27 protein-coding genes, 1 tRNA gene and 1 pseudogene are annotated in these 17,055 nt (G+C 42.5%); 17 read left to right on the forward strand and 12 right to left on the reverse strand.

Going from position 1 to position 17,055, the window contains the following annotated elements; translation table 11 throughout:
- Positions 1–258: 258 nt before the first annotated feature.
- Complete coding sequence (locus ARCPR_RS08465; protein WP_012941077.1) at positions 259–981, reverse strand: MarR family winged helix-turn-helix transcriptional regulator; 723 nt, start codon at positions 979–981, stop codon at positions 259–261.
- Positions 982–1,072: 91 nt separating this feature from the next.
- Between ARCPR_RS08465 and ARCPR_RS08470 the strand changes: the two genes are divergently transcribed.
- From ARCPR_RS08470 to ARCPR_RS10225, 12 genes and pseudogenes are all read left to right on the forward strand, one after another.
- Positions 1,073–1,252, forward strand: a complete 180-nt coding sequence (locus ARCPR_RS08470; RefSeq protein ID WP_012941078.1) for an AbrB/MazE/SpoVT family DNA-binding domain-containing protein — start codon at positions 1,073–1,075, stop codon at positions 1,250–1,252.
- Positions 1,245–1,865, forward strand: coding sequence for a hypothetical protein (locus ARCPR_RS08475; RefSeq protein WP_012941079.1), 621 nt, complete (start codon positions 1,245–1,247; stop codon positions 1,863–1,865). Before ARCPR_RS08470 ends, ARCPR_RS08475 begins: the two co-directional genes overlap by 8 nt.
- Positions 1,862–3,829 carry a minichromosome maintenance protein MCM gene (locus ARCPR_RS08480; protein WP_012941080.1) on the forward strand — a complete coding sequence of 656 codons (1,968 nt, stop codon included), beginning with the start codon at positions 1,862–1,864 and terminating at the stop codon, positions 3,827–3,829. Before ARCPR_RS08475 ends, ARCPR_RS08480 begins: the two co-directional genes overlap by 4 nt.
- Positions 3,830–3,841: 12 nt before the next feature.
- On the forward strand, positions 3,842–4,492 hold the full coding sequence (locus ARCPR_RS08485) for a hypothetical protein (RefSeq protein WP_148208706.1): 651 nt from the start codon (positions 3,842–3,844) through the stop codon (positions 4,490–4,492).
- A complete protein-coding gene (locus tag ARCPR_RS08490; protein ID WP_148208707.1) occupies positions 4,483–4,815 on the forward strand; it encodes a hypothetical protein in 333 nt (110 codons plus the stop codon). Before ARCPR_RS08485 ends, ARCPR_RS08490 begins: the two co-directional genes overlap by 10 nt.
- An 18-nt stretch (positions 4,816–4,833) precedes the next feature.
- The gene (locus tag ARCPR_RS08495) at positions 4,834–5,118 is read left to right on the forward strand and encodes a hypothetical protein (RefSeq protein WP_012941083.1); all 285 of its coding nucleotides are present in this window, start codon (positions 4,834–4,836) and stop codon (positions 5,116–5,118) included.
- A 22-nt stretch (positions 5,119–5,140) separates the two neighbouring features.
- The gene (locus ARCPR_RS08500; RefSeq protein WP_012941084.1) at positions 5,141–5,395 is read left to right on the forward strand and encodes a BhlA/UviB family holin-like peptide; all 255 of its coding nucleotides are present in this window, start codon (positions 5,141–5,143) and stop codon (positions 5,393–5,395) included.
- The gene (locus ARCPR_RS08505; protein ID WP_012941085.1) at positions 5,388–5,570 is read left to right on the forward strand and encodes a hypothetical protein; all 183 of its coding nucleotides are present in this window, start codon (positions 5,388–5,390) and stop codon (positions 5,568–5,570) included. Before ARCPR_RS08500 ends, ARCPR_RS08505 begins: the two co-directional genes overlap by 8 nt.
- Positions 5,571–5,846: 276 nt before the next feature.
- A complete protein-coding gene (locus ARCPR_RS08515; RefSeq protein WP_012941086.1) occupies positions 5,847–6,044 on the forward strand; it encodes a hypothetical protein in 198 nt (65 codons plus the stop codon).
- Positions 6,037–6,381 (forward strand): hypothetical protein, encoded by a 345-nt coding sequence (locus ARCPR_RS08520; RefSeq protein ID WP_012941087.1) that lies wholly within the window; start codon positions 6,037–6,039, stop codon positions 6,379–6,381. The genes ARCPR_RS08515 and ARCPR_RS08520 overlap by 8 nt, the downstream gene beginning before the upstream one ends.
- An 82-nt stretch (positions 6,382–6,463) precedes the next feature.
- Positions 6,464–6,892: a hypothetical protein gene (locus tag ARCPR_RS08525; RefSeq protein ID WP_012941088.1), complete on the forward strand. Its 429-nt coding sequence runs from the start codon at positions 6,464–6,466 to the stop codon at positions 6,890–6,892.
- A 96-nt stretch (positions 6,893–6,988) separates the two neighbouring features.
- A pseudogene (locus ARCPR_RS10225) lies at positions 6,989–7,093 on the forward strand (type II toxin-antitoxin system CcdA family antitoxin); the annotation flags it as partial.
- Positions 7,094–7,139: 46 nt separating this feature from the next.
- On the opposite strand, the gene ARCPR_RS08530 reads toward ARCPR_RS10225, so the two are convergent.
- The 3 genes from ARCPR_RS08530 to ARCPR_RS08540 all read right to left on the reverse strand — a co-directional run bounded on the left by ARCPR_RS08530 (position 7,140) and on the right by ARCPR_RS08540 (position 7,859).
- A tRNA-Glu gene (locus ARCPR_RS08530) sits at positions 7,140–7,214 on the reverse strand.
- Positions 7,215–7,254: 40 nt separating this feature from the next.
- Entirely contained in the window at positions 7,255–7,605 is a 351-nt protein-coding gene (gene pth2 / locus ARCPR_RS08535) for a peptidyl-tRNA hydrolase Pth2 (protein WP_012941089.1), read from the reverse strand.
- Positions 7,602–7,859 carry a DUF5749 family beta-barrel protein gene (locus ARCPR_RS08540; protein ID WP_012941090.1) on the reverse strand — a complete coding sequence of 86 codons (258 nt, stop codon included), beginning with the start codon at positions 7,857–7,859 and terminating at the stop codon, positions 7,602–7,604. Before ARCPR_RS08540 ends, pth2 begins: the two co-directional genes overlap by 4 nt.
- 65 nt (positions 7,860–7,924) lie before the next feature.
- On the opposite strand from ARCPR_RS08540, the gene ARCPR_RS08545 reads away from it, so the two are divergent.
- Positions 7,925–8,923 (forward strand): DUF763 domain-containing protein, encoded by a 999-nt coding sequence (locus tag ARCPR_RS08545; RefSeq protein WP_012941091.1) that lies wholly within the window; start codon positions 7,925–7,927, stop codon positions 8,921–8,923.
- Here the strand turns inward: ARCPR_RS08545 and ARCPR_RS08550 are convergent.
- The gene (locus ARCPR_RS08550) at positions 8,859–9,761 is read right to left on the reverse strand and encodes a CBS domain-containing protein (protein WP_012941092.1); all 903 of its coding nucleotides are present in this window, start codon (positions 9,759–9,761) and stop codon (positions 8,859–8,861) included. The genes ARCPR_RS08545 and ARCPR_RS08550 overlap by 65 nt on opposite strands.
- A 159-nt stretch (positions 9,762–9,920) precedes the next feature.
- On the opposite strand from ARCPR_RS08550, the gene ARCPR_RS09430 reads away from it, so the two are divergent.
- Entirely contained in the window at positions 9,921–10,733 is an 813-nt protein-coding gene (locus tag ARCPR_RS09430) for a universal stress protein (RefSeq protein WP_012941093.1), read from the forward strand.
- A gap of 97 nt (positions 10,734–10,830) precedes the next feature.
- Here the strand turns inward: ARCPR_RS09430 and udg are convergent, their stop codons facing one another.
- The 7 genes from udg to ARCPR_RS08590 are packed head-to-tail and all read right to left on the reverse strand — an operon-like array spanning position 10,831 to position 16,065.
- Positions 10,831–11,430 (reverse strand): type-4 uracil-DNA glycosylase, encoded by a 600-nt coding sequence (gene udg / locus ARCPR_RS08560; protein ID WP_012941094.1) that lies wholly within the window; start codon positions 11,428–11,430, stop codon positions 10,831–10,833.
- Positions 11,427–12,176 (reverse strand): hypothetical protein, encoded by a 750-nt coding sequence (locus ARCPR_RS08565; protein WP_012941095.1) that lies wholly within the window; start codon positions 12,174–12,176, stop codon positions 11,427–11,429. The genes udg and ARCPR_RS08565 overlap by 4 nt, the downstream gene beginning before the upstream one ends.
- Positions 12,173–12,934, reverse strand: coding sequence for an ROK family protein (locus ARCPR_RS08570; protein ID WP_012941096.1), 762 nt, complete (start codon positions 12,932–12,934; stop codon positions 12,173–12,175). The genes ARCPR_RS08565 and ARCPR_RS08570 overlap by 4 nt, the downstream gene beginning before the upstream one ends.
- 30 nt (positions 12,935–12,964) lie before the next feature.
- A complete protein-coding gene (locus ARCPR_RS08575; protein WP_012941097.1) occupies positions 12,965–14,017 on the reverse strand; it encodes a glycosyltransferase in 1,053 nt (350 codons plus the stop codon).
- The gene (locus tag ARCPR_RS08580; protein ID WP_012941098.1) at positions 14,014–14,331 is read right to left on the reverse strand and encodes a transcriptional regulator; all 318 of its coding nucleotides are present in this window, start codon (positions 14,329–14,331) and stop codon (positions 14,014–14,016) included. Before ARCPR_RS08580 ends, ARCPR_RS08575 begins: the two co-directional genes overlap by 4 nt.
- The gene (locus ARCPR_RS08585) at positions 14,312–15,289 is read right to left on the reverse strand and encodes a glycosyltransferase family 4 protein (protein ID WP_012941099.1); all 978 of its coding nucleotides are present in this window, start codon (positions 15,287–15,289) and stop codon (positions 14,312–14,314) included. The genes ARCPR_RS08580 and ARCPR_RS08585 overlap by 20 nt, the downstream gene beginning before the upstream one ends.
- Positions 15,286–16,065 carry a UbiA prenyltransferase family protein gene (locus tag ARCPR_RS08590; protein ID WP_012941100.1) on the reverse strand — a complete coding sequence of 260 codons (780 nt, stop codon included), beginning with the start codon at positions 16,063–16,065 and terminating at the stop codon, positions 15,286–15,288. The genes ARCPR_RS08585 and ARCPR_RS08590 overlap by 4 nt, the downstream gene beginning before the upstream one ends.
- A gap of 54 nt (positions 16,066–16,119) precedes the next feature.
- On the opposite strand from ARCPR_RS08590, the gene ARCPR_RS09855 reads away from it, so the two are divergent.
- From ARCPR_RS09855 to ARCPR_RS08600, 3 genes are read left to right on the forward strand one after another with little or no spacing between them, the layout of a single operon-like run.
- A complete protein-coding gene (locus ARCPR_RS09855) occupies positions 16,120–16,293 on the forward strand; it encodes a hypothetical protein (RefSeq protein ID WP_012941101.1) in 174 nt (57 codons plus the stop codon).
- Entirely contained in the window at positions 16,290–16,742 is a 453-nt protein-coding gene (locus ARCPR_RS08595; protein ID WP_012941102.1) for a HEAT repeat domain-containing protein, read from the forward strand. Before ARCPR_RS09855 ends, ARCPR_RS08595 begins: the two co-directional genes overlap by 4 nt.
- 4 nt (positions 16,743–16,746) lie before the next feature.
- Positions 16,747–17,052 (forward strand): hypothetical protein, encoded by a 306-nt coding sequence (locus ARCPR_RS08600; protein WP_012941103.1) that lies wholly within the window; start codon positions 16,747–16,749, stop codon positions 17,050–17,052.
- Positions 17,053–17,055 lie beyond the last annotated feature (3 nt).

The raw sequence follows: 17,055 nt of genomic DNA on the forward strand, positions 1-17,055 counted from the left end.
TGTATTAGGTTGTTGGAGTTAATATGTATGTATATTAACTCGCTCCAATTAATATATTAACAGTGGCAATTGTTGTTATTAACTCATGAATAATTACTCTATGATTTCAACCTTAACGCCTCTCCTTACCCAACTTGATTAGTTGATTGTAGAAGAAAAGATGTTGTTGGTTAGTTGATTGTTGTAGTTATATTGTTGTTAGTTACAATTGTTACAAACGCACTCAATAATAGTTATAAACAAGTGTAAACAAAGTACCTAAGTCGATATCTTTTCAACCTCTTTTTTATCCAAACATTCAGATATAATTTTCTGTAATTCGCCCCTAAACTTGTCTGTTTCCCTCTTTAGACTATCTACATACTTCCTTAACTCATTGTAGGTCTCTTTACTAAGATTTTTAGATAATTCCGGACTCTTAAGAAGTTCTTCAAAACGATTAAGCTCTTCTTCAAGTGCCCAATACTTCTTCAAAAGATTAAGTAAACCTTTTTTCAGTAAGAGGGACATTCTTCTCAATTCATCATCTGTAAGTTCCAAACAGCCTGTTTTAGAACGCTTCTTTTCAAGTCCCCACCCTATACAAAATGTTACAGCTTTTAGGAAATCAACTGGTTCAAGTCCTTGCGCCTTAGCCAACCCTTCAAGAGCTTCTTTAGTAATCTCATCAACACTATATTTTACTTCAACGACATTTCCTTTTTTCACAAACTCTACATTGATATCTAATGGTACAGCATTCTTTAGTGCCTCTCTACCTTTATCAGTGATTATGTAGTAAACTGGAGGAGGATATTCTTTAGTTGACGTTTCAACGACTCTCTTAACATATCCTTTTTCAACTAAATGCTTTAGATTTCTTGAAAGTGTTGCTCGTGCCAAACCAAGTTCTTCAACAATCTCATTAAAGCGAGCTTTACCCTCATCTTTTTCTGCAAGGTAGCTGAGAATCTTGATTTGCGTTTTAGTTAGTTCACTCATGAACTAAAGTCTTGAAAAACAGTTCTTAAGCTTTAGGTATTTCTAATGAGTTTTCGAAAAACTTAAGTATTGATTGAACCTAAGTTTAATCATGGGTTTGATGAAACCTACATGGCGTAGAAAAATAAGAAGAGTTGGAGACGAACTGGTAATCAGCATCCCTTCTGAGCTAAAGCACTGTTTTGAAGGAGTTAACAACGTAATATTGACAATAGAAGGAGATAAAATTGTTATTTTTGCTGAAAGAGATGGAGGTGTGTCTAATGGCTAAAAAAACAATAAGTATAGGTTTTTCAGTACATATAGAAGATGATAAAGACATTCTTGAAATTCTTGAAGCTCATAAAGACAATAAGAGTGAGTTTATCCGCAATGCAATTCGTTATTACGCTGGTCTCCTTTCAAAAGAAGACTCTAACAAAGTGGATAAATCACTTCTAAGAGTTATTCAATTAGAAAAGAAGCTTGCAGAGTTGGAAAAGAAGGAAGAGGAGAGGTATCAGAGGATTCTTGAATTAATTCAAAAGGAGTTTGAAGAATCAAGGAAGGAGAGGGAAGAACTGAGGAAAGAGCTTGAGCTAATCAAGAAGGCACAAGAGAGCCTAAGAGCGAAGGAAGAGGAGGAGAAGAGGAAGGTAGACCTTGCAAAGAGGAAGAAGGAGGTTTTGAGGGATTTAAGGATACAGAAGTTGAATCCGGTGTTATTGGAATTCAAACGGAAGCCGACACCGCTGATATACGAGCAGGTTAAGAGTGTTATCAAGGAGGCAGTGGAGCAATATCCTGATCTTTTGACTGAAGAGGAGTTATGGGAGTACGCTATCGAAGTTGCGCCGAGGATTCGCCATTATAAGGAGATTGAGATGAGGAGGAGGTACGTATGATAAGCAGTGAAGACCCTCTTGTCGATTTTGTATATTACATTGATGCTAAGCTTAAGAATGCTGTAGTTGGCGAGAACATCGTTATAGACTTCGAAAAAGACGGACTTACCACTTTCCTCATCTCAAGAGGATTCTGGGACAAGTTCAAGGAGAATCCAGTTGAACTCCTCAGGAGGCTGGAATCTCACATCCTTGAGAGACTCAAGATGTACGATGTCAAGGAGGTCAAAGTAAAGTACACGAATTGGCCAAAGTTCCTCAAAAAGGAGATCACGGAGGTAAGAAGGGTTAACAATATTGGCAAACTGGTCGTTTTTGAGGGTGTCGTAAGGAAGATCACGTCTGCTTTTTCGAGGATTAGGAACATTCAGTACCATTGTACGGAGTGTGGTAGTCCTGTAGAGGTTGAACCTGTGGATGGCAGAATTCCTAAGGTTGCCTGTCCTAAGTGCGGTTCTAAGAAGTTTGAGCTTATTGCTGAGGAAAAGAAAGACTGTCAGGTTATAGAGGTTCAGGAATACCCGGAGGGGCTGAGGAGACAGCCAGAATCGATCAAGGTCTACCTCTATGATGACTTAGTTGGCTTAGTTTACCCGGGAGACAAGGTAGTGGTAGCGGGAATACTCAAGGAGGTAAGACCACCGAACAAGTCATACGGAGACTTTGTAGTTGAAGCGATAAGCATCGAGTTTGTCGAAGACGACTTGAGGAACATCAACCTGACCTCTGAGGATGTTCAAAAGATCAAGGAACTTGCCAAGGATCCGCAAATCTACGAGAAGCTTGCAAAGAGTTTAGCACCAACGGTAAAAGGACACGATGCGATCAAGCAGGCTATAGTCTTGCAACTCTTCGGTGGTGTGACGAAGGTTTATCCAAATGGCACGAAGAGGAGGGGCAACATCCACATTCTCCTCGTTGGAGATCCGTCCACAGCGAAGTCACAGCTTGCCGAGAGCGTTGCGAAGGTTGCTCCTCGTTCAGTTTTCGTGGATGGAACATTGATGACAAAGGTAGGGCTAACGGTAACGACTTCGAGAGACGAAGTGACGGGAAGGTGGACGATAGAGGCTGGTGCTCTCGTTTTGGCTGATAACGGTATTGCGATCATTGATGAAATCGAGAAGGCTAAGAAAGACGATTTAGAAGGCTTGGAGAGACCGCTTGAGCAACAGGTCGTGAACGTCTCCAAAGCTGGCATAAATGCGACACTGAATGCGAGGACATCCGTTTTAGCATGTGCAAACCCCAAGAGAGGCAGATTTGACAGACATGAACCGATAGTCGAACAGATTAAGCTTAGTCCTCCTCTACTTTCGAGATTTGATCTGATATTTGTTCTCTTGGACGAGCCGGATGAGGTTAGAGATGCTGAGATTGCTGATTTCATTTTAAGCGGAGGTTATGAAGAGCCACCGATTGACCCGGAACTCTTCAAGAAATACATTCTCTACGCAAGAAACAACATCACAAACGTTGAACTGAGTGAAGGAGCGAAGAGGAAGCTCAAGGAGTTCTATACTGAGATGAGGATAAAGAGCAAGGAGACGGGTTCCATTGCCATTACAACGAGGCAGTTGGAGGCTTTGAAGAGGCTCACGGAAGCTTCTGCCAAGGTTAGGCTCAGCAACGTTGCAACGGAGGAGGATGCGGAGAGGGCGATAAGGATCTTCGAGGAGAGCATAAAGCAGGTTGCGATAGATCCTGAAACGGGCAACATCGACATCGATTACGCTATAAGCGGTGTTTCTGCCAAGCAGAGGGATGATATCAGAACGATTCTCGACATAATTGAGGAGTTCGAGGAGCAGACTCCTTGGGGTGCGAGCGAGGAGACGATTCTTGCAAAGGCTGAGGAGAAGGGAATTCCGCAGGGTAAGGCGTTGGAACTCCTTGATAAGCTGAAGAAGGAGGGGGACATCTTCTCTCCAAGATTTGGGTATTTTAAGAGGTATGGGAGGTGATTGTGGTTGATTGTGGATGTTTACGAGTTAGAGATGGGGAATAACTTGTTGGTAATAGATTTGGGAGTTATTGTTAGGGAGATTCCGAAGAGTCCTGAAGAAATAATGGATATCGTCACGAAATGGGCTAAAGAAATCAGTTGTTTGAGATTCTGCAAGAGACACTATGTTGTTCGAATGCCGAATTGTGCACCGTGTAAACTTCAACGCATTTTTGAGGATTTAGCGAGAAGTAAGCATAAGATTGCTGAACTTCCAGACGACACTCACTACTTTGAGGAATTTCTTGAAGGAAAATACGATCCTTCAGAGGTACACCATGTCTTTGTCGATGTAGGCTCTCCATTTAGATATCTATATCTCTTGAGAATTGGGAATGTTGAAGAGGGGTATAAGCAAGCCAACATAGTTGGTTTGCCAGCGGTATTGTATGACAAAATTGAGTTGAGCATTGAGTTTTTCACAGTAGATTGGGTACGGTTGAAATGCCAGTTGGACTGCCCTTCTGAAGAGGAGCTGAAGATTGCTGAAAAAGATGACTCAATTTTGATAAGGATTCCAAGTTTGGCGAAGAGATCATTCTCTCTCTGGCTTCTTGATTGTGCTCTCTCAAGCTCCTCCCGTCATCGAAGGGAGGAAGGGGGTGGTGTGAAGTGTTTGTGAAGGTAAGGGAAGGGACGTATGTGAATTTAGAGAGAGCGGTGTATATAAGGGTAGTGCCGTGTAAGACGGCGAGTGGAAGAATCAGCGACTACAGTTTTGAGTTTGGGGTTGGGGAGCCGATAGGATACGTGGTTTCGAAGAGGTACAAGATTTCCAAGGAGGTAGCGGACAATGTTGTGAAGTACTTGCTTGAGCAAAACGGTAGACCGGACAGGAGGATAATGGACCTGGATGCTGTCGTGCAGGGTATTGTCAGGAGAATAGAGTCGTGCAAGGGATGCTCATTCGTCAGGGCGGATAAGTTGGTGGTCCACTCTTCTTAATTTTTTGAGGTGATGGTTATGGAGGGTTTAGACTGGAGCGAGGAGAGGGAGTTATTCGAGGGGTTGGGAGAGTTCTACTATTCTGAGGACGTCGACGACGTATGTGATTGTGATGGAAATAATGATATACTTAGGGAGAAAGCGGAATTCTTGGAGAAAACGATCTGGGCACCAGAGAGTGTAATAATTTTCCACATCTGTGCAACGAAGAGGTGTTATCCTGACGATTGTCCGAGCTTTGACGAGAGAGTTTGCTTCCTAAAATACGACGATCCTAAATGGCTTGAAGAGGTAAGAAGGTGATTTCTGAAGGAGGTCGATTCTGATGGCTAATCCGATTTACATCATCGAAAAAGTCAATGACACTCATTATTACATGTACAGAGTAGATCAAGTACAACTACCTGATTGGGTTGGTATCCTACTAGTAATCTTCGCCGCTTTCGTGGTGGTTTTACTGGCTTATTCTATCAAAAAAGAGTACAATCTCAGAGAAAAGAGGGCTAATGAGCTTAAGAGACTGAACGACATTCTTGAGAGGCTTGAGAAAAAGCTTGAGGAGGGCGATTCTGATGCTTAGAAAGATAATAGGAATTATCGATAAGAGGATTAAAGATATAGAAGAGGATGAGTGGTGGCATATTGACAAAAACTACGATGCTCCAAGCGATGCTGTTCTTAGGGAGCTAAAGTGGTTAAAAGAGCGTATTATTGAAGAACTTGAGGAGGGCGATTCTGATGATAGTTTTGAGTGAAATAAGGTATAATGAGGACAATTTTAACGGTTGGAAGGAAACGCAAGGAATCTAGTGGAGAATGGTAAAGAGCGATACAAATCACATTTGGCGGATTCAAGTCATCTGTCCTCGCTGTGGAAGATTGGGTTACTTGTGGAAGTCAAGGAGCAAAAAGCACAACGGGTTCTACATTGTTCACAGTGGAAAATACGATAGGTGTTATTTTGGCTGGACTCAACCGGAATACGATGCTTTCGATGCGATTTATCGTAGGGTGAGAGGGAGGCAATTCTGATGGCGTGGGTAATAACGAAAGAGGGTGTTAAGAAAGGAGAACTGAAGTGCAAGATTTGCGGAAAAATACTGAAAGGTGCTGAAGGAATAGAAGATGCAGAGTTTCACATTTTTGAGTGTCATCCTGAGGTTGCTTGGGAAGGTGAAAATCCGAGAGACTATATCGAATTTATTGAGGAGGTCGATTCTGATGGCTAAGGAATTGCTTTTATTGATTTGTGTGGTAGCAATAGCAATAACAATACCTTTAGCTTGGTGGAATACGCATACGAAACCGATATGCCAAGAGCCAATGAACACAATGGTTAAGAATACCATAATAGCTTGTAACTGGTGTGAACAATTTTTGGAGAATTACAATGGCAGTTTAGAGGAATTAGTGGAGAAATATGGTGTAGCACCAGCAATTTGCATGGGGCGTGGAACTTGTGAAGCATGTGTCAGATTTTACAGGGCTTATCACAATCTGACATTTGATGAGTTTCCAACTTATTGCTGGAGGAGTGATGAAGGTATGCCTTGCATACCAAGGTGATCACGATGGACAGGCTTGACTTCTTGGCTATTTTTTATCTCGTTTTCGGAATAATAGTGTTGATTGTTGTGGAGGTGGTGTAATGCTATACAGGCAAGTTCCTGTTTGTAAGAATTGTCCGTATTTCACCGGGATTGATCTGAGATTCAAAACTCTGAATGGTGTAATGATGAACTTCATGGATATTGATCTTGTTGGAGAGATTGACAAGAGGATCGAGTTCATAGCGGAAATAAAGAGATACAACAATGCGGAATATTATAACAGCTTTTACATGCCTGCCCACGAATACGTCTTACTTAAGAAGGTTGCAAAGTGCTTGAAGTGCGATTTCTATTTCATAGTTTTCAACGGTTCTAAATTCTTTGTTTCGGAGATAGACAGATTTGAAGATAGGAGGAAGACGGTAGTTCATAATGGTCAGAAGTGCGTTAAGTTTCCGAAGTCACGGTTCCGCATTTTCGACAACAATCATGAGCTTGATCTCTTCTTTTTTGATCAATATTATTAATTTTGTTATGTTTACAGGGTGATTGAGATGGTTGGGGGACGAAGTGGAGGGACAATTACGGAAGTTATACGTATGGTGGAAGGGTTAAGTCCCGACATGGCGAGAAAGGTGAAGACGTCTATTTCTATAAGACCTGAGTTAAAAAATCTTGCAGAGAAGTATGGTATTAATTTGAGTGCCTTGTTGGAGGATGCGTTGATTCAAAGGCTTAGGGATTTGGTTTTGATAGAACAGGGGAAGGGTAGTATGCTCCGGCCGGGATTTGAACCCGGGTCACGGGATCGAGAGTCCCGTATGATTGGCCGGGCTACACCACCGGAGCTTGACATATAGAGTTTCAAACGGCTTAAAAAACTTTTTGGTCATTTCAAAAGTGGTAAATTTCCCGTAACCTTGTCGATCTTCTTTGCTTCATCGGGTCCTATTACTACTGCCGTAATCGTTCCGGGTGGAATCTCTGTCAGTCCGGCATCTACAACAATACCTGTAGGCAACCCCATCTTCTCGGCTTTTTCCTTGATTTTCATGAGCTCTTCCAAGCTGTTGACCTTCAAAACTATCTTCTTTTGCCCTTGCATTTTCCAAGCCTCTACTATCCTTCTATCAGCCTTCTCGTATCCTATGATGGAGGCATGTGCAACCTGAACTGCCAACTTGCCTCTAGAGAGCTTCAAATCCTCTCTTACGACTATTACTTGCTTTATCTCATTCATAGACCCATCTTTTCAAGCTCTTCCAAGCTTACAGGTTTGGACTTCTCCACCATCCACTTTTTTCCAACTTCTTTAGCTAAGGACTCATCAAAGTCCTTTACCGTTATCCTTTCCTTATCCACTTCAACTACGCTTTCAAGCGGGATTCCTATGAAATCACTCCCAGATTTTACTATGAGATTGTTCTCAAAAACGTCTATACTTTCCCCTATAATCTTTCCATCCTTTACAACGAACTTGCATATCATCTCCATGCGGGCAATCTTTCACTCCACTATTTAACCGATACGCTTAAGACAAATCTTTCAAAATCTCAAATGTGAGATTTATCGATCTACCCCTCCACACCGGACACGCCCCGCCTTGGCTCTTCAAGAGGATGGTGAAACTTGCGGAGTGCATAGTCGGTATTGTAATCGAGGAATTCGGCGAATCTGAACTTCTAAACAGATTGTCAGATCCAATCTTCTTTCAGGCATTCTCAAACGTTTTAGGCTTTGATTGGAATTCTTCAGGCTCTACAACAGTACTAACAGCCGTTTTGAAGGAAGTTCTGAACTCGAAAGATTACGGAGTAAAGGTTGCGGGAGGAAAGGGTAGCAACGCCCTTAAAACACCCGAAGAAATAAGGAATTTAGCTGAAAAGGTTGATGCAGATGCAGAAGAGCTTGTTAGAATTAGCAGATTGGCTGCGAAACTTGACAATGTGGCTCTGCAAGATGGCTACGATCTTTATCACCATGCCATATTCTTCACAAAGAAAAGATGGTGTGTCGTTCAGCAGGGGATGAATACCCAGTTAAAGCTCGCGAGGAGGTATCATTTGAACAGCTTGGAAGATCAGAATATAATTTCTCAGAGGATTGAGAACGAGGTTTTGAACCTTGTTTCGGATAAGAGCGAAGGATGTAGAAAAGTCATATTGGATGTTGTTAGAGATGGAGATTTCAAGCGATTTAGGGCCTTCTTACCTAAGAGGGTTGATTGGAAGGCTTTGGAAGTTGCTTATAATCTCCAGCCCGAGAACTTTGAAGAACTCCTACTCGTTAGAGGTATTGGTAAAAGAACTGTCAGAGCTTTGGCCTTGATATCTGAGTTGATATACAACACACCATACGATAAGACCGATCCGGCTAAATTCTGCTTTGCCTTGGGTGGAAAGGATGGTGTTCCTTATCCCGTTGATGTAAAAACCTACGATGAAGTCATAGAATTCCTGAAAAGTGTTTTGAGCCAGAGAAGGCTCGATGAGTTTAGGACGATTTATAAGAGACTTGCTCAGGTGCAAGCCTCGTTAAGATCTGGTAGTCCGTTATGACTCCGACAGGCTTACCCTCATCGGTAACTACAATCAATCTCACGTTATAGTCCCTCATCAGCCTTAGAGCTTCGCTGAGCTTTGTATCTTTCTCAACCTTGACTATTGTCGGATCCATGTACTCTCTAACTTTTGCATCCTTTTTACCCTCTATAAAAGCCTGAACTGCATTTCTTAGGGAGAATATACCTATAAAGTCCTCTCCTTTCTTAGCTGGGGCCCTGTGTATCTGATGATTTAGAAGGACTTTGGAGGCCGAAACTATGTCATCGTCTGCATTTACCGTTATTATAGGCGTTGACATGTGCATTCCGACTGTATCCTTCGGAATTGCGTAGATCTTTTGAACTGACATTATGACGATGTTCTCCGTGTCATCCCTGCCCGTCACCTTTCCAAAAACGAGCATCTCGTTTACGGGTGTAGGACCTATGATTATTTCGGCATCTGGAGGAATCTTCCTGATATCTCCCACCATTCTAACTCTAGCTTCACAGACTTCGGGGTGTGGAAGTGATGGGAATGTTAGCTCTTCAGCGCTCAAATCTTCCATGAGCTTACCGTTCACAATTACCGGAACTTTGACAGCTTTACTCGGCTCTGTAATTGATAACAATTCGAAAGCTTTTGCCGTAGGCCTGTAACCTCCTTTTGGGCCGGGAGCACCCTCAACAAGTCCCAAAGCTCTTAAAGCCTGCATCTGGTTCCTTACTGTACCGGGATTCCTGTTGATAAGTTCTGATATCTCCTCTCCTTTAACGGGCAAACCCTTTTTTCTGTAGAGTGTAATCAGGGCATTCAGTATCTCTTTTTGAACTTGAGTCAATCCGAGTACCATGAGTATTCTTTCGTAGTGGCATATATTATATTTTCCTCACCAACATGTCTGTCAATCATTTTTGATCATTACAAAATTTAATTTAAAGCAATCTTTAGAAAAATTAATATATGATGTAGTCGAAGACGGTTTTGATCACGGTGTAAATGGTGATACAAAATGTGGAAGGTCCTGTACGCAACGGACTTTTCGGATCACTCTCAAAAAGTTTTGAACGTATTGGTAAGGTATCGCGATCTCGTGAAAGAGGTGGTAGTGGTTAGAGTAATAAATGTCCATAGATTTCAGAATCCGCTAGTGAATGTAGCGGACTTAATAAATGAGGAAAGAAAGTATGCAGAAGAAAAGATTCTTGAAATTCTCGACTTTTTGGATGATCATTACGGCATAAAAGGTGAGGTGTTTTACATACCTGTGGGTGATCCTGCCGAAGAGATAATGAGAGTTGCCGAAAAAGAGAAAGCGGATGTTATAATGATGGGTCATAGGGGTAGAGGAGCTTTGAAGAAAATTCTTTTGGGAAGTGTTGCGGAAGGAGTTGCGAAGATATCGAGAATTCCTGTTCTCGTTGTGAAGGAGGGTATAGAACTATTTAAACGCGTTCTATACGTGCCCTACCCTTTAGACTCAAAAATTCCCAAAGTACTGCTGGATGTTGGGAAGGTAGCAGACATTGTTTATGTCGCGCATGTAGTTGAGCCGTTGCTACCTCCCGAATCGACTAAAAGGATTTTTGATGAGATGTTTGAAAAGGCTAAGGAAAAGCTTGAATCTATAAAGGAAGAGCTTGAAAAGAATAGGATAAAGGCGGAAAGCATTTTGGAAGTGGGCTGCCCTAACAAAGAAATACTGCGAATTGCAAACAAGTGTAGAGCTTCTTGCGTATTCCTAAAGACTACCGAATTTACCAAGGTCAGTGATGGAGTCCTAAGGTACTCCAAGTCTTCTGTTATGGTTGTTAAGGAAGGATAGGTTAAAAATTATACAAATGGCCATTTCGAGCGGAGTCTCGCTCGGTATATTTGTAATAATTGTAATTATTTATTTATTAATAATGTTCTATTCTCAGTCAGCTGAAGAAGTCCAACAGAGTTTTTGGTCTCTTCTTCAAAACCTCGACTGCTTTTTTCAAATCGCTCTCAAAGTAATCTGCGAGGGATTTGTTCCTTAAAACAGCTGCTGGATGATATGTGGGAATTATCTTCACGACTTTACCCCATTTTTCGACATCGAACACCTTACCTCTATCCCTGCTTATCCCTCTAAATCCAATTCCAAACTCGTTGAGTATCACATCGGATGAAAACCTACCCAAGCAGACTATTACGTCTGGTTTTATTATCTCGAGTTGTCTCAGGAGGTGAGGTTTGCAAGCCTCTATCTCTTCGGGCTTGGGATCTCTGTTGTTAGGAGGTCTGCACTTTAGAACGTTCGTTATGTAAACATCACTCCTCTCAACTCCGAGCTTTTTCAACACTTCTGTGAGGTATTTCCCAGCCTTCCCAACGAAAGGTCTTCCCTGTAAATCCTCTTCCTTCCCAGGAGCTTCACCGATAAAAACTATCTTTGCGTTTGGATTTCCCTCTCCAGGAACGTAGTTCGTCTTGTATTTCCAGAGCTTGCATTTCCTACACTTCCTAATCTCACCCTCAACATCTTCGAGCCTCATGCAATCACCTTCGCAACGTACACCTCGATTTCATTAGGCTTTATAACATCCTCTCTGCTAAGACCCCTCTTTTTTAGCTCTCTACCGCTTAAATTGCTCAGCATAACTCTCTCCAGTATCTTATCGAAAGCTGAAGGGCAATCGACTACGAAAACTATTCTCTCGAATCTCCTCAAGTATTCCAAGGCTCTGCAGTCTCTCGCAATCACAGTTCTCCTTTCGAGATCTTTCAGAACAAACTTAACGAAGTCTTCGATTATGTCAACCATACTGAGTTCTTCCCTCATCTGATCTATTCTGTATTTGAAAGCCTCACTTACGACATCCAAATCGAAGAACTCGACAGCATTCTTAAAATTTAAAGCAACCTTTAAATGATCAGCTATACTCTCGCTCAGCTTTCTGATGAAATCGTAATCATTCCTAACATCTGCAACGACTCTAACGACATTTGGTGCGGTGCTTATAGCCAAATAATCTGGATTCTCAACAATCTTGCACTTGACAAACACTCTAACCTTTTCGTCGAAATCTATCGTTGAATCCTTAAATTTTAACCTGACTCTAACATCGAAATCGAACGAACCCTTATCGATGTTTTCCGCTATACGATCTGCGATCTCATCAACGATGGTTTCATCAACAATAGCGTTCTCCATACTCTTAAGAGCTTCAACTATCATTTCAACTCCTCTACATCTGTAGAACACCGTGAACTTACCCAGCTTAACACCGTTTACCTTCATTTCATCACCATCAAACAAGCCCCCTTGGCAACTGCAAGGGGATCTTTCAAAGTTTTAATTTTCGGTCTGAATTCCGGCATGAGGTGGCGGTATAACCTTTCTCTCAATATTTTCTCATCTAAGCTCCCTCCTATCCTCCCCCCGAAGACAACAGCCTCTGGGTCCAGCAGTGTTATGGCATTCGCAACGCATATGCACAGCTTCTCAAAATCTTCAAGCTCGTAAACCTCACCACTCTCAACTAATTCAATGGCGTTCAAGCCCCTCTTTTTAAAGCTCCAGCCACCGAAGTAGCACTCCAAGTGACCTTTGCCGCCGCAAGTGCAAACATCATCTCCACCGACGAACCAGTGTCCAATCTCACCTGCAAGACCCATTCCTCTGTAAACCTTACCATCGACTATTATTCCGCTCCCAATTCCAGTCCCTATCGTTATCCCTAAGACGTTGCTCAGCTTAAAGTGGTGAGATGCGTAGAGTGCAAAGCAGTTAGCATCGTTGTCAAGCTTGTAAGGAACGTTTAAATCAAAATCCGGCTTAAAATTAACGTTTGGAGCTTTCAAAATCTTATTTTCCCTTATCCAACCCGCAAATCCAATTCCCACCGCATCAACTTTGTATTCATCAACAAGTTCTTTCAGGACATCGTTCAACCTCGTAATCGTGCTTTGCGTTGGATAAGTTGCGATGTGCACGAATTTACCGTCGTAGAGGACAACGTCTATGTTTGTCCCTCCTATATCTACACCTAAGATCATGACGACTTTATGCGGGTGATTCAAATAACTTTATACAACCCAGTCCTTCACCTTTAACTCCTTTCCAATCAAACGAAAGACCGAAGCTTTTGCGAGGGCAACTATGCATATCATCGTCCAGAGGGGGTTGTATAGAAAGTAATAGAGGGGTAGGAGCTTGAATTCGATTTCGTAATTAGTTTTCTTAGAAAGAGCTATCACAGTCAAAGCCCAGACGATAAAGGAAATCAGCATAGCGATTACATTCCTCATAACGTGAAGTTCAAAGACGGAGAGGAGAAGGAATGAAATTAGCTTAAAGTGGACGAAGAACATGAAGAGAATGATCAAGCTCAAAACCTTTAAAATAATACTGTCGGGAAGTGCGAAACCCAATGCGAGTCCGACAATTGTAGGATAAAACTGGAACAGGTAGGGTATCCACAGCCTTGGCCTCTTCAAAATACTTGGGAAGTTCTCTATAACGACTTCAGCCCCTCCCAAACTCCACCTCTCCCTCTGAGCGAGCCAGTCTTTAAGTCTCGACGGTGATTTTGTTATTGCTCTCCCGCACACACCGACTCTATACCCGTTAAGACCTAACCTCATTCCCAAGTCCGTATCCTCGTTTATGCGCCTTCTGAATCCTCCCAATTTTAGGAGAACATCTCTCCTTATTCCGAAAGCAGAACCGTTCAAGCTTAGGCAGGAGCCAAGCTTAGATGCGATTTTTGAGGTCAGAAACATGTTGAAGAACTCTATTTTTGCAAGCCTTTCGATTAGGGATGAGGCGTTTACCTCCTTCACGATCTCCACTGCATCAAACTTCTCAAAATCTCCCAACTCCACTATTCTCGTATCGGAATCGATAAAGATTACGTAATCACCTTTCGCTAACTTGATCGCATCGTTCAAAGCCCTCCACTTTCCCCTCCTCCTCTCGCTTATCGTTGCTTTCAAACCGTATTTTCTCACAATCCTCAGAATTTCTTCATTCGGCTCGTCCACAGCAACGATTACTTCAAATCCCTCTTTAATCAGCTTTTTCACGTTCTCCTCGATGAAACCAGGTTTCCTGTAAGTTATCAGGACTGCAGATTTCATTCGAGTTTCTTCTCCAAATTTTCGATTTCTTCTATTATCTTTGCTTTCAGCTTCCTCAGCACATTTATCGGGTTTTCAGCCTTGTAAACGTATCCTATCCAACCCTTCTTGACGATCTCTCTCTTTACAATCCCCTTTCGGCTCAAGTCCTTCAACCTTTCCCTGACGAACCTTGCAGACAATCCCAACTCTTTTGCGATCTCGCTAACCCTCATCTCCCCCTTTTCCAGTAATAGCGAGTAAATTTTTACATCAGACGGCTTGAACTTTAAATCCTCGATGATCCTCTCGATGTCAAGTATTACGTTCCTCATCGAACTCACCATCCAAAACTTTAGAGTAAATACTTTCTATTCTTTTCGCCACAACATCCCAAGAGTATTCCTTCTCGACAAGTTTTCTTCCCTCCTTTCCGAGTTTTCGTGTCCTGTCGGGATTTGAAAGAAGATTCGCTACGACCTTCGGGAGCTCCCACAAGTTTGTGGTTATTCCACCGCTTTTAATTATTTCTGGTAACGCTCCAACCTTCGTCGCAACAACTGGGGTGGAGCAGGCGAGGGATTCGATAGCAGTTATACCGAACGACTCCATCGTTATGGATGGCATGAGGGTTAAGTCGGCGTAGTTGTAGAGTTTCGGGAGATTATCGTCGGGAACGAATCCAAGAATTTTGACATTCTTGCACAATGTTCTCTGAAGCTTCAATATCGGCAACGTGAACATCTCATCCTTCCCCGCTATTATCAATTCGGCATCAAATTCTTTCAGACATTTGAAGAGTAAGGGGATAAGGATGTGCACGCCTTTTCTTGCGGAAAGTCTGCCGATGTATAGCAGAGCTTTTCTCTGCTCGTTATCCTTCATCGGTCTGAATTTCTTCACATCAACTCCGTTCGGGATTACCACGACCTTTTTTGACGTGAAATTCGAGATGAATTTTTTTGCAACATTACTCACGGCTATTATCGCACTCGCATAATTCAGGTATCTGAATCCGAGTTTGAGCAACTTCCAGAAGTAGCTGTTGTGTAAAGGAGCTATCGAATGATTTGTAACGATCGCTGGAATCCCCTTTTTCTTAGCTATTTTCAACGCTCTGAACGTTAGGGGTGTGAATGCGTGATGGATGTGCACGATGTCTGGTCTCACGCTCATGCTTTCGATACTGTTGCTCAGGATGACTTCGTGCCTCAAAAATCTGCTGAGTTCGGTCATATGGGTGTTTATTCCTCCCGTCTTCCCGTAAAATTCGCTTAGCATTAGGATTCTCATACGATCACCTCGGCAAGCCTAAAAGCTACGGTTAGATATATCGCAACCGTGAGCATGTCGGCGATTCTCTCTTCAAGCAATCCGAACAGCGCTAAGAGCGTTAAAGGATAGTAGGGAATCAAGCTGGCTACGTGGAAGGCGTAGAAAATCCACTTAATTCTCTCTGCGGTCTCCTTTCCCAACCACACAGCGGATGTAGTCGTGTTCGATGCAAGATCGCTTTCGTAATCTTCAATGTGGTTTCTGAGTTCAAGAAAGCAGGAGTAAAAAAATATGGAGAGAGCTAAAGGAACGAATTTACCGACATCACCGTTAGATGAGAACAGACCGAAGAGAAAGAGAAGAGAACCGAAAAAGAGTCCGTGGGTAATTAAATCAAACGGCGGTTTGGTTTTTGCTCTCGGCGGAGCGGAGTATATCAACGCAAGTAGTGTTGAAACGATGTAGGTAATAAATGCGTTTGTCGGCAAAAATTCCGCAACGAGAATTCCAGAGATCGCAAGCAAAGCGGAGAAAGCGACACCTTCTTTAAATGTGATCGATCCGTCTGCGACAGGATTACAGTATCTCTTTTCACCATTCATATCCGTTTCGACATCAAAGCAGTTGTTTATCGCAAATGCGAAGGAAACGTAAAGAAGTGTTGAAACCGTAAAAGGTAATATCGCTCCGTGATCTTTACCGAGCAAGAATCCTAAGACCGCTATTGCTATATACGCTCTTCCGTGCCACAGTCTTGTCATTCTTAGTAAATCTATGAACTTATTTGTTCCCATGTGTGAACCGAAAAGAGCATATATCTTATAATCCTTTCGTAATATGGTGGGAGCATGAAGGAGATAATAATCAGAGTTCCGACTCCGAGCGATATTTTGAGGGGAGAATTCGGGAAGCACATGCTGAAAGCGCATAGGGAATTTCTGCTCGCATTGGCGAGCATTCCTTACAGATATGCAAAAAGGTTGGAGGAACTCGAAAAGAGGTTGGAAGAGGGAAAGAAATGATAGAGGAGATCATAGGTAGGATTTTCAAACCGAATGTAGAGAGATTGAAGGCGAAATGGGATGTAGAAGGCTTAATCAAAGCGTTAAGCCACAGGGATTACAAGGTTAGAGCGAAGGCGGCGGAGGCTCTCGGGGATTTGAAAGCCAAGGAGGCTGTTGATGCGTTAATAAGAGCTTTGAAAGACGAGAGTCCAGAAGTTAGGAAAGCCGCAGTTTACGCTCTCGGTAGGATAGGAGACGAGAGGGCGATAAAACCTCTCGTTGAGGCTTTGAAGGATGAGAGCTTGGATGTCAGATTCGAAGTTGCAAAGGCTCTCAAAGAACTCGGTTACAAGAAGGTGGCGGAACTTCCGAAGATTTTGTCGGAAGCTTTGAACGTTTCGAAGAATGAAGCATTCAAGATTTTGGAGGATATCAGATCGGGAAAATTCGATTTTCTCAGGAGGTGATTTCGTGGAGGAATCGATCGGAAGATTTTTGGGTGAGGTGATCGCACGTAGAATGGTCGAAAAGTTCGGTAACGATATCGAAGGCTTGAAGAATTCTTTGGATTACCTCTTCTCTTGGGAAAGGGATTTTAAGCTTGAAGTGGAGGGAAACACCGTAATCTCATCGGGATTGTGTCCGATCAAGCGGTTCTATCCGAGATACTGCGAGAAAGGTTGCTTGGCATTTGCGGAGAAGTTCGCGGAGCAATTCAAAGCCAAGGTTGAGAGGGTGTCGATTGATCCCTGCACGTTTAAATTCACCTTGGAGTGAGAA

The sequence above is a fragment of the Archaeoglobus profundus DSM 5631 genome, assembly GCF_000025285.1.
GTDB classification, from domain to species: Archaea; Halobacteriota; Archaeoglobi; order Archaeoglobales; family Archaeoglobaceae; genus Archaeoglobus_B; species Archaeoglobus_B profundus.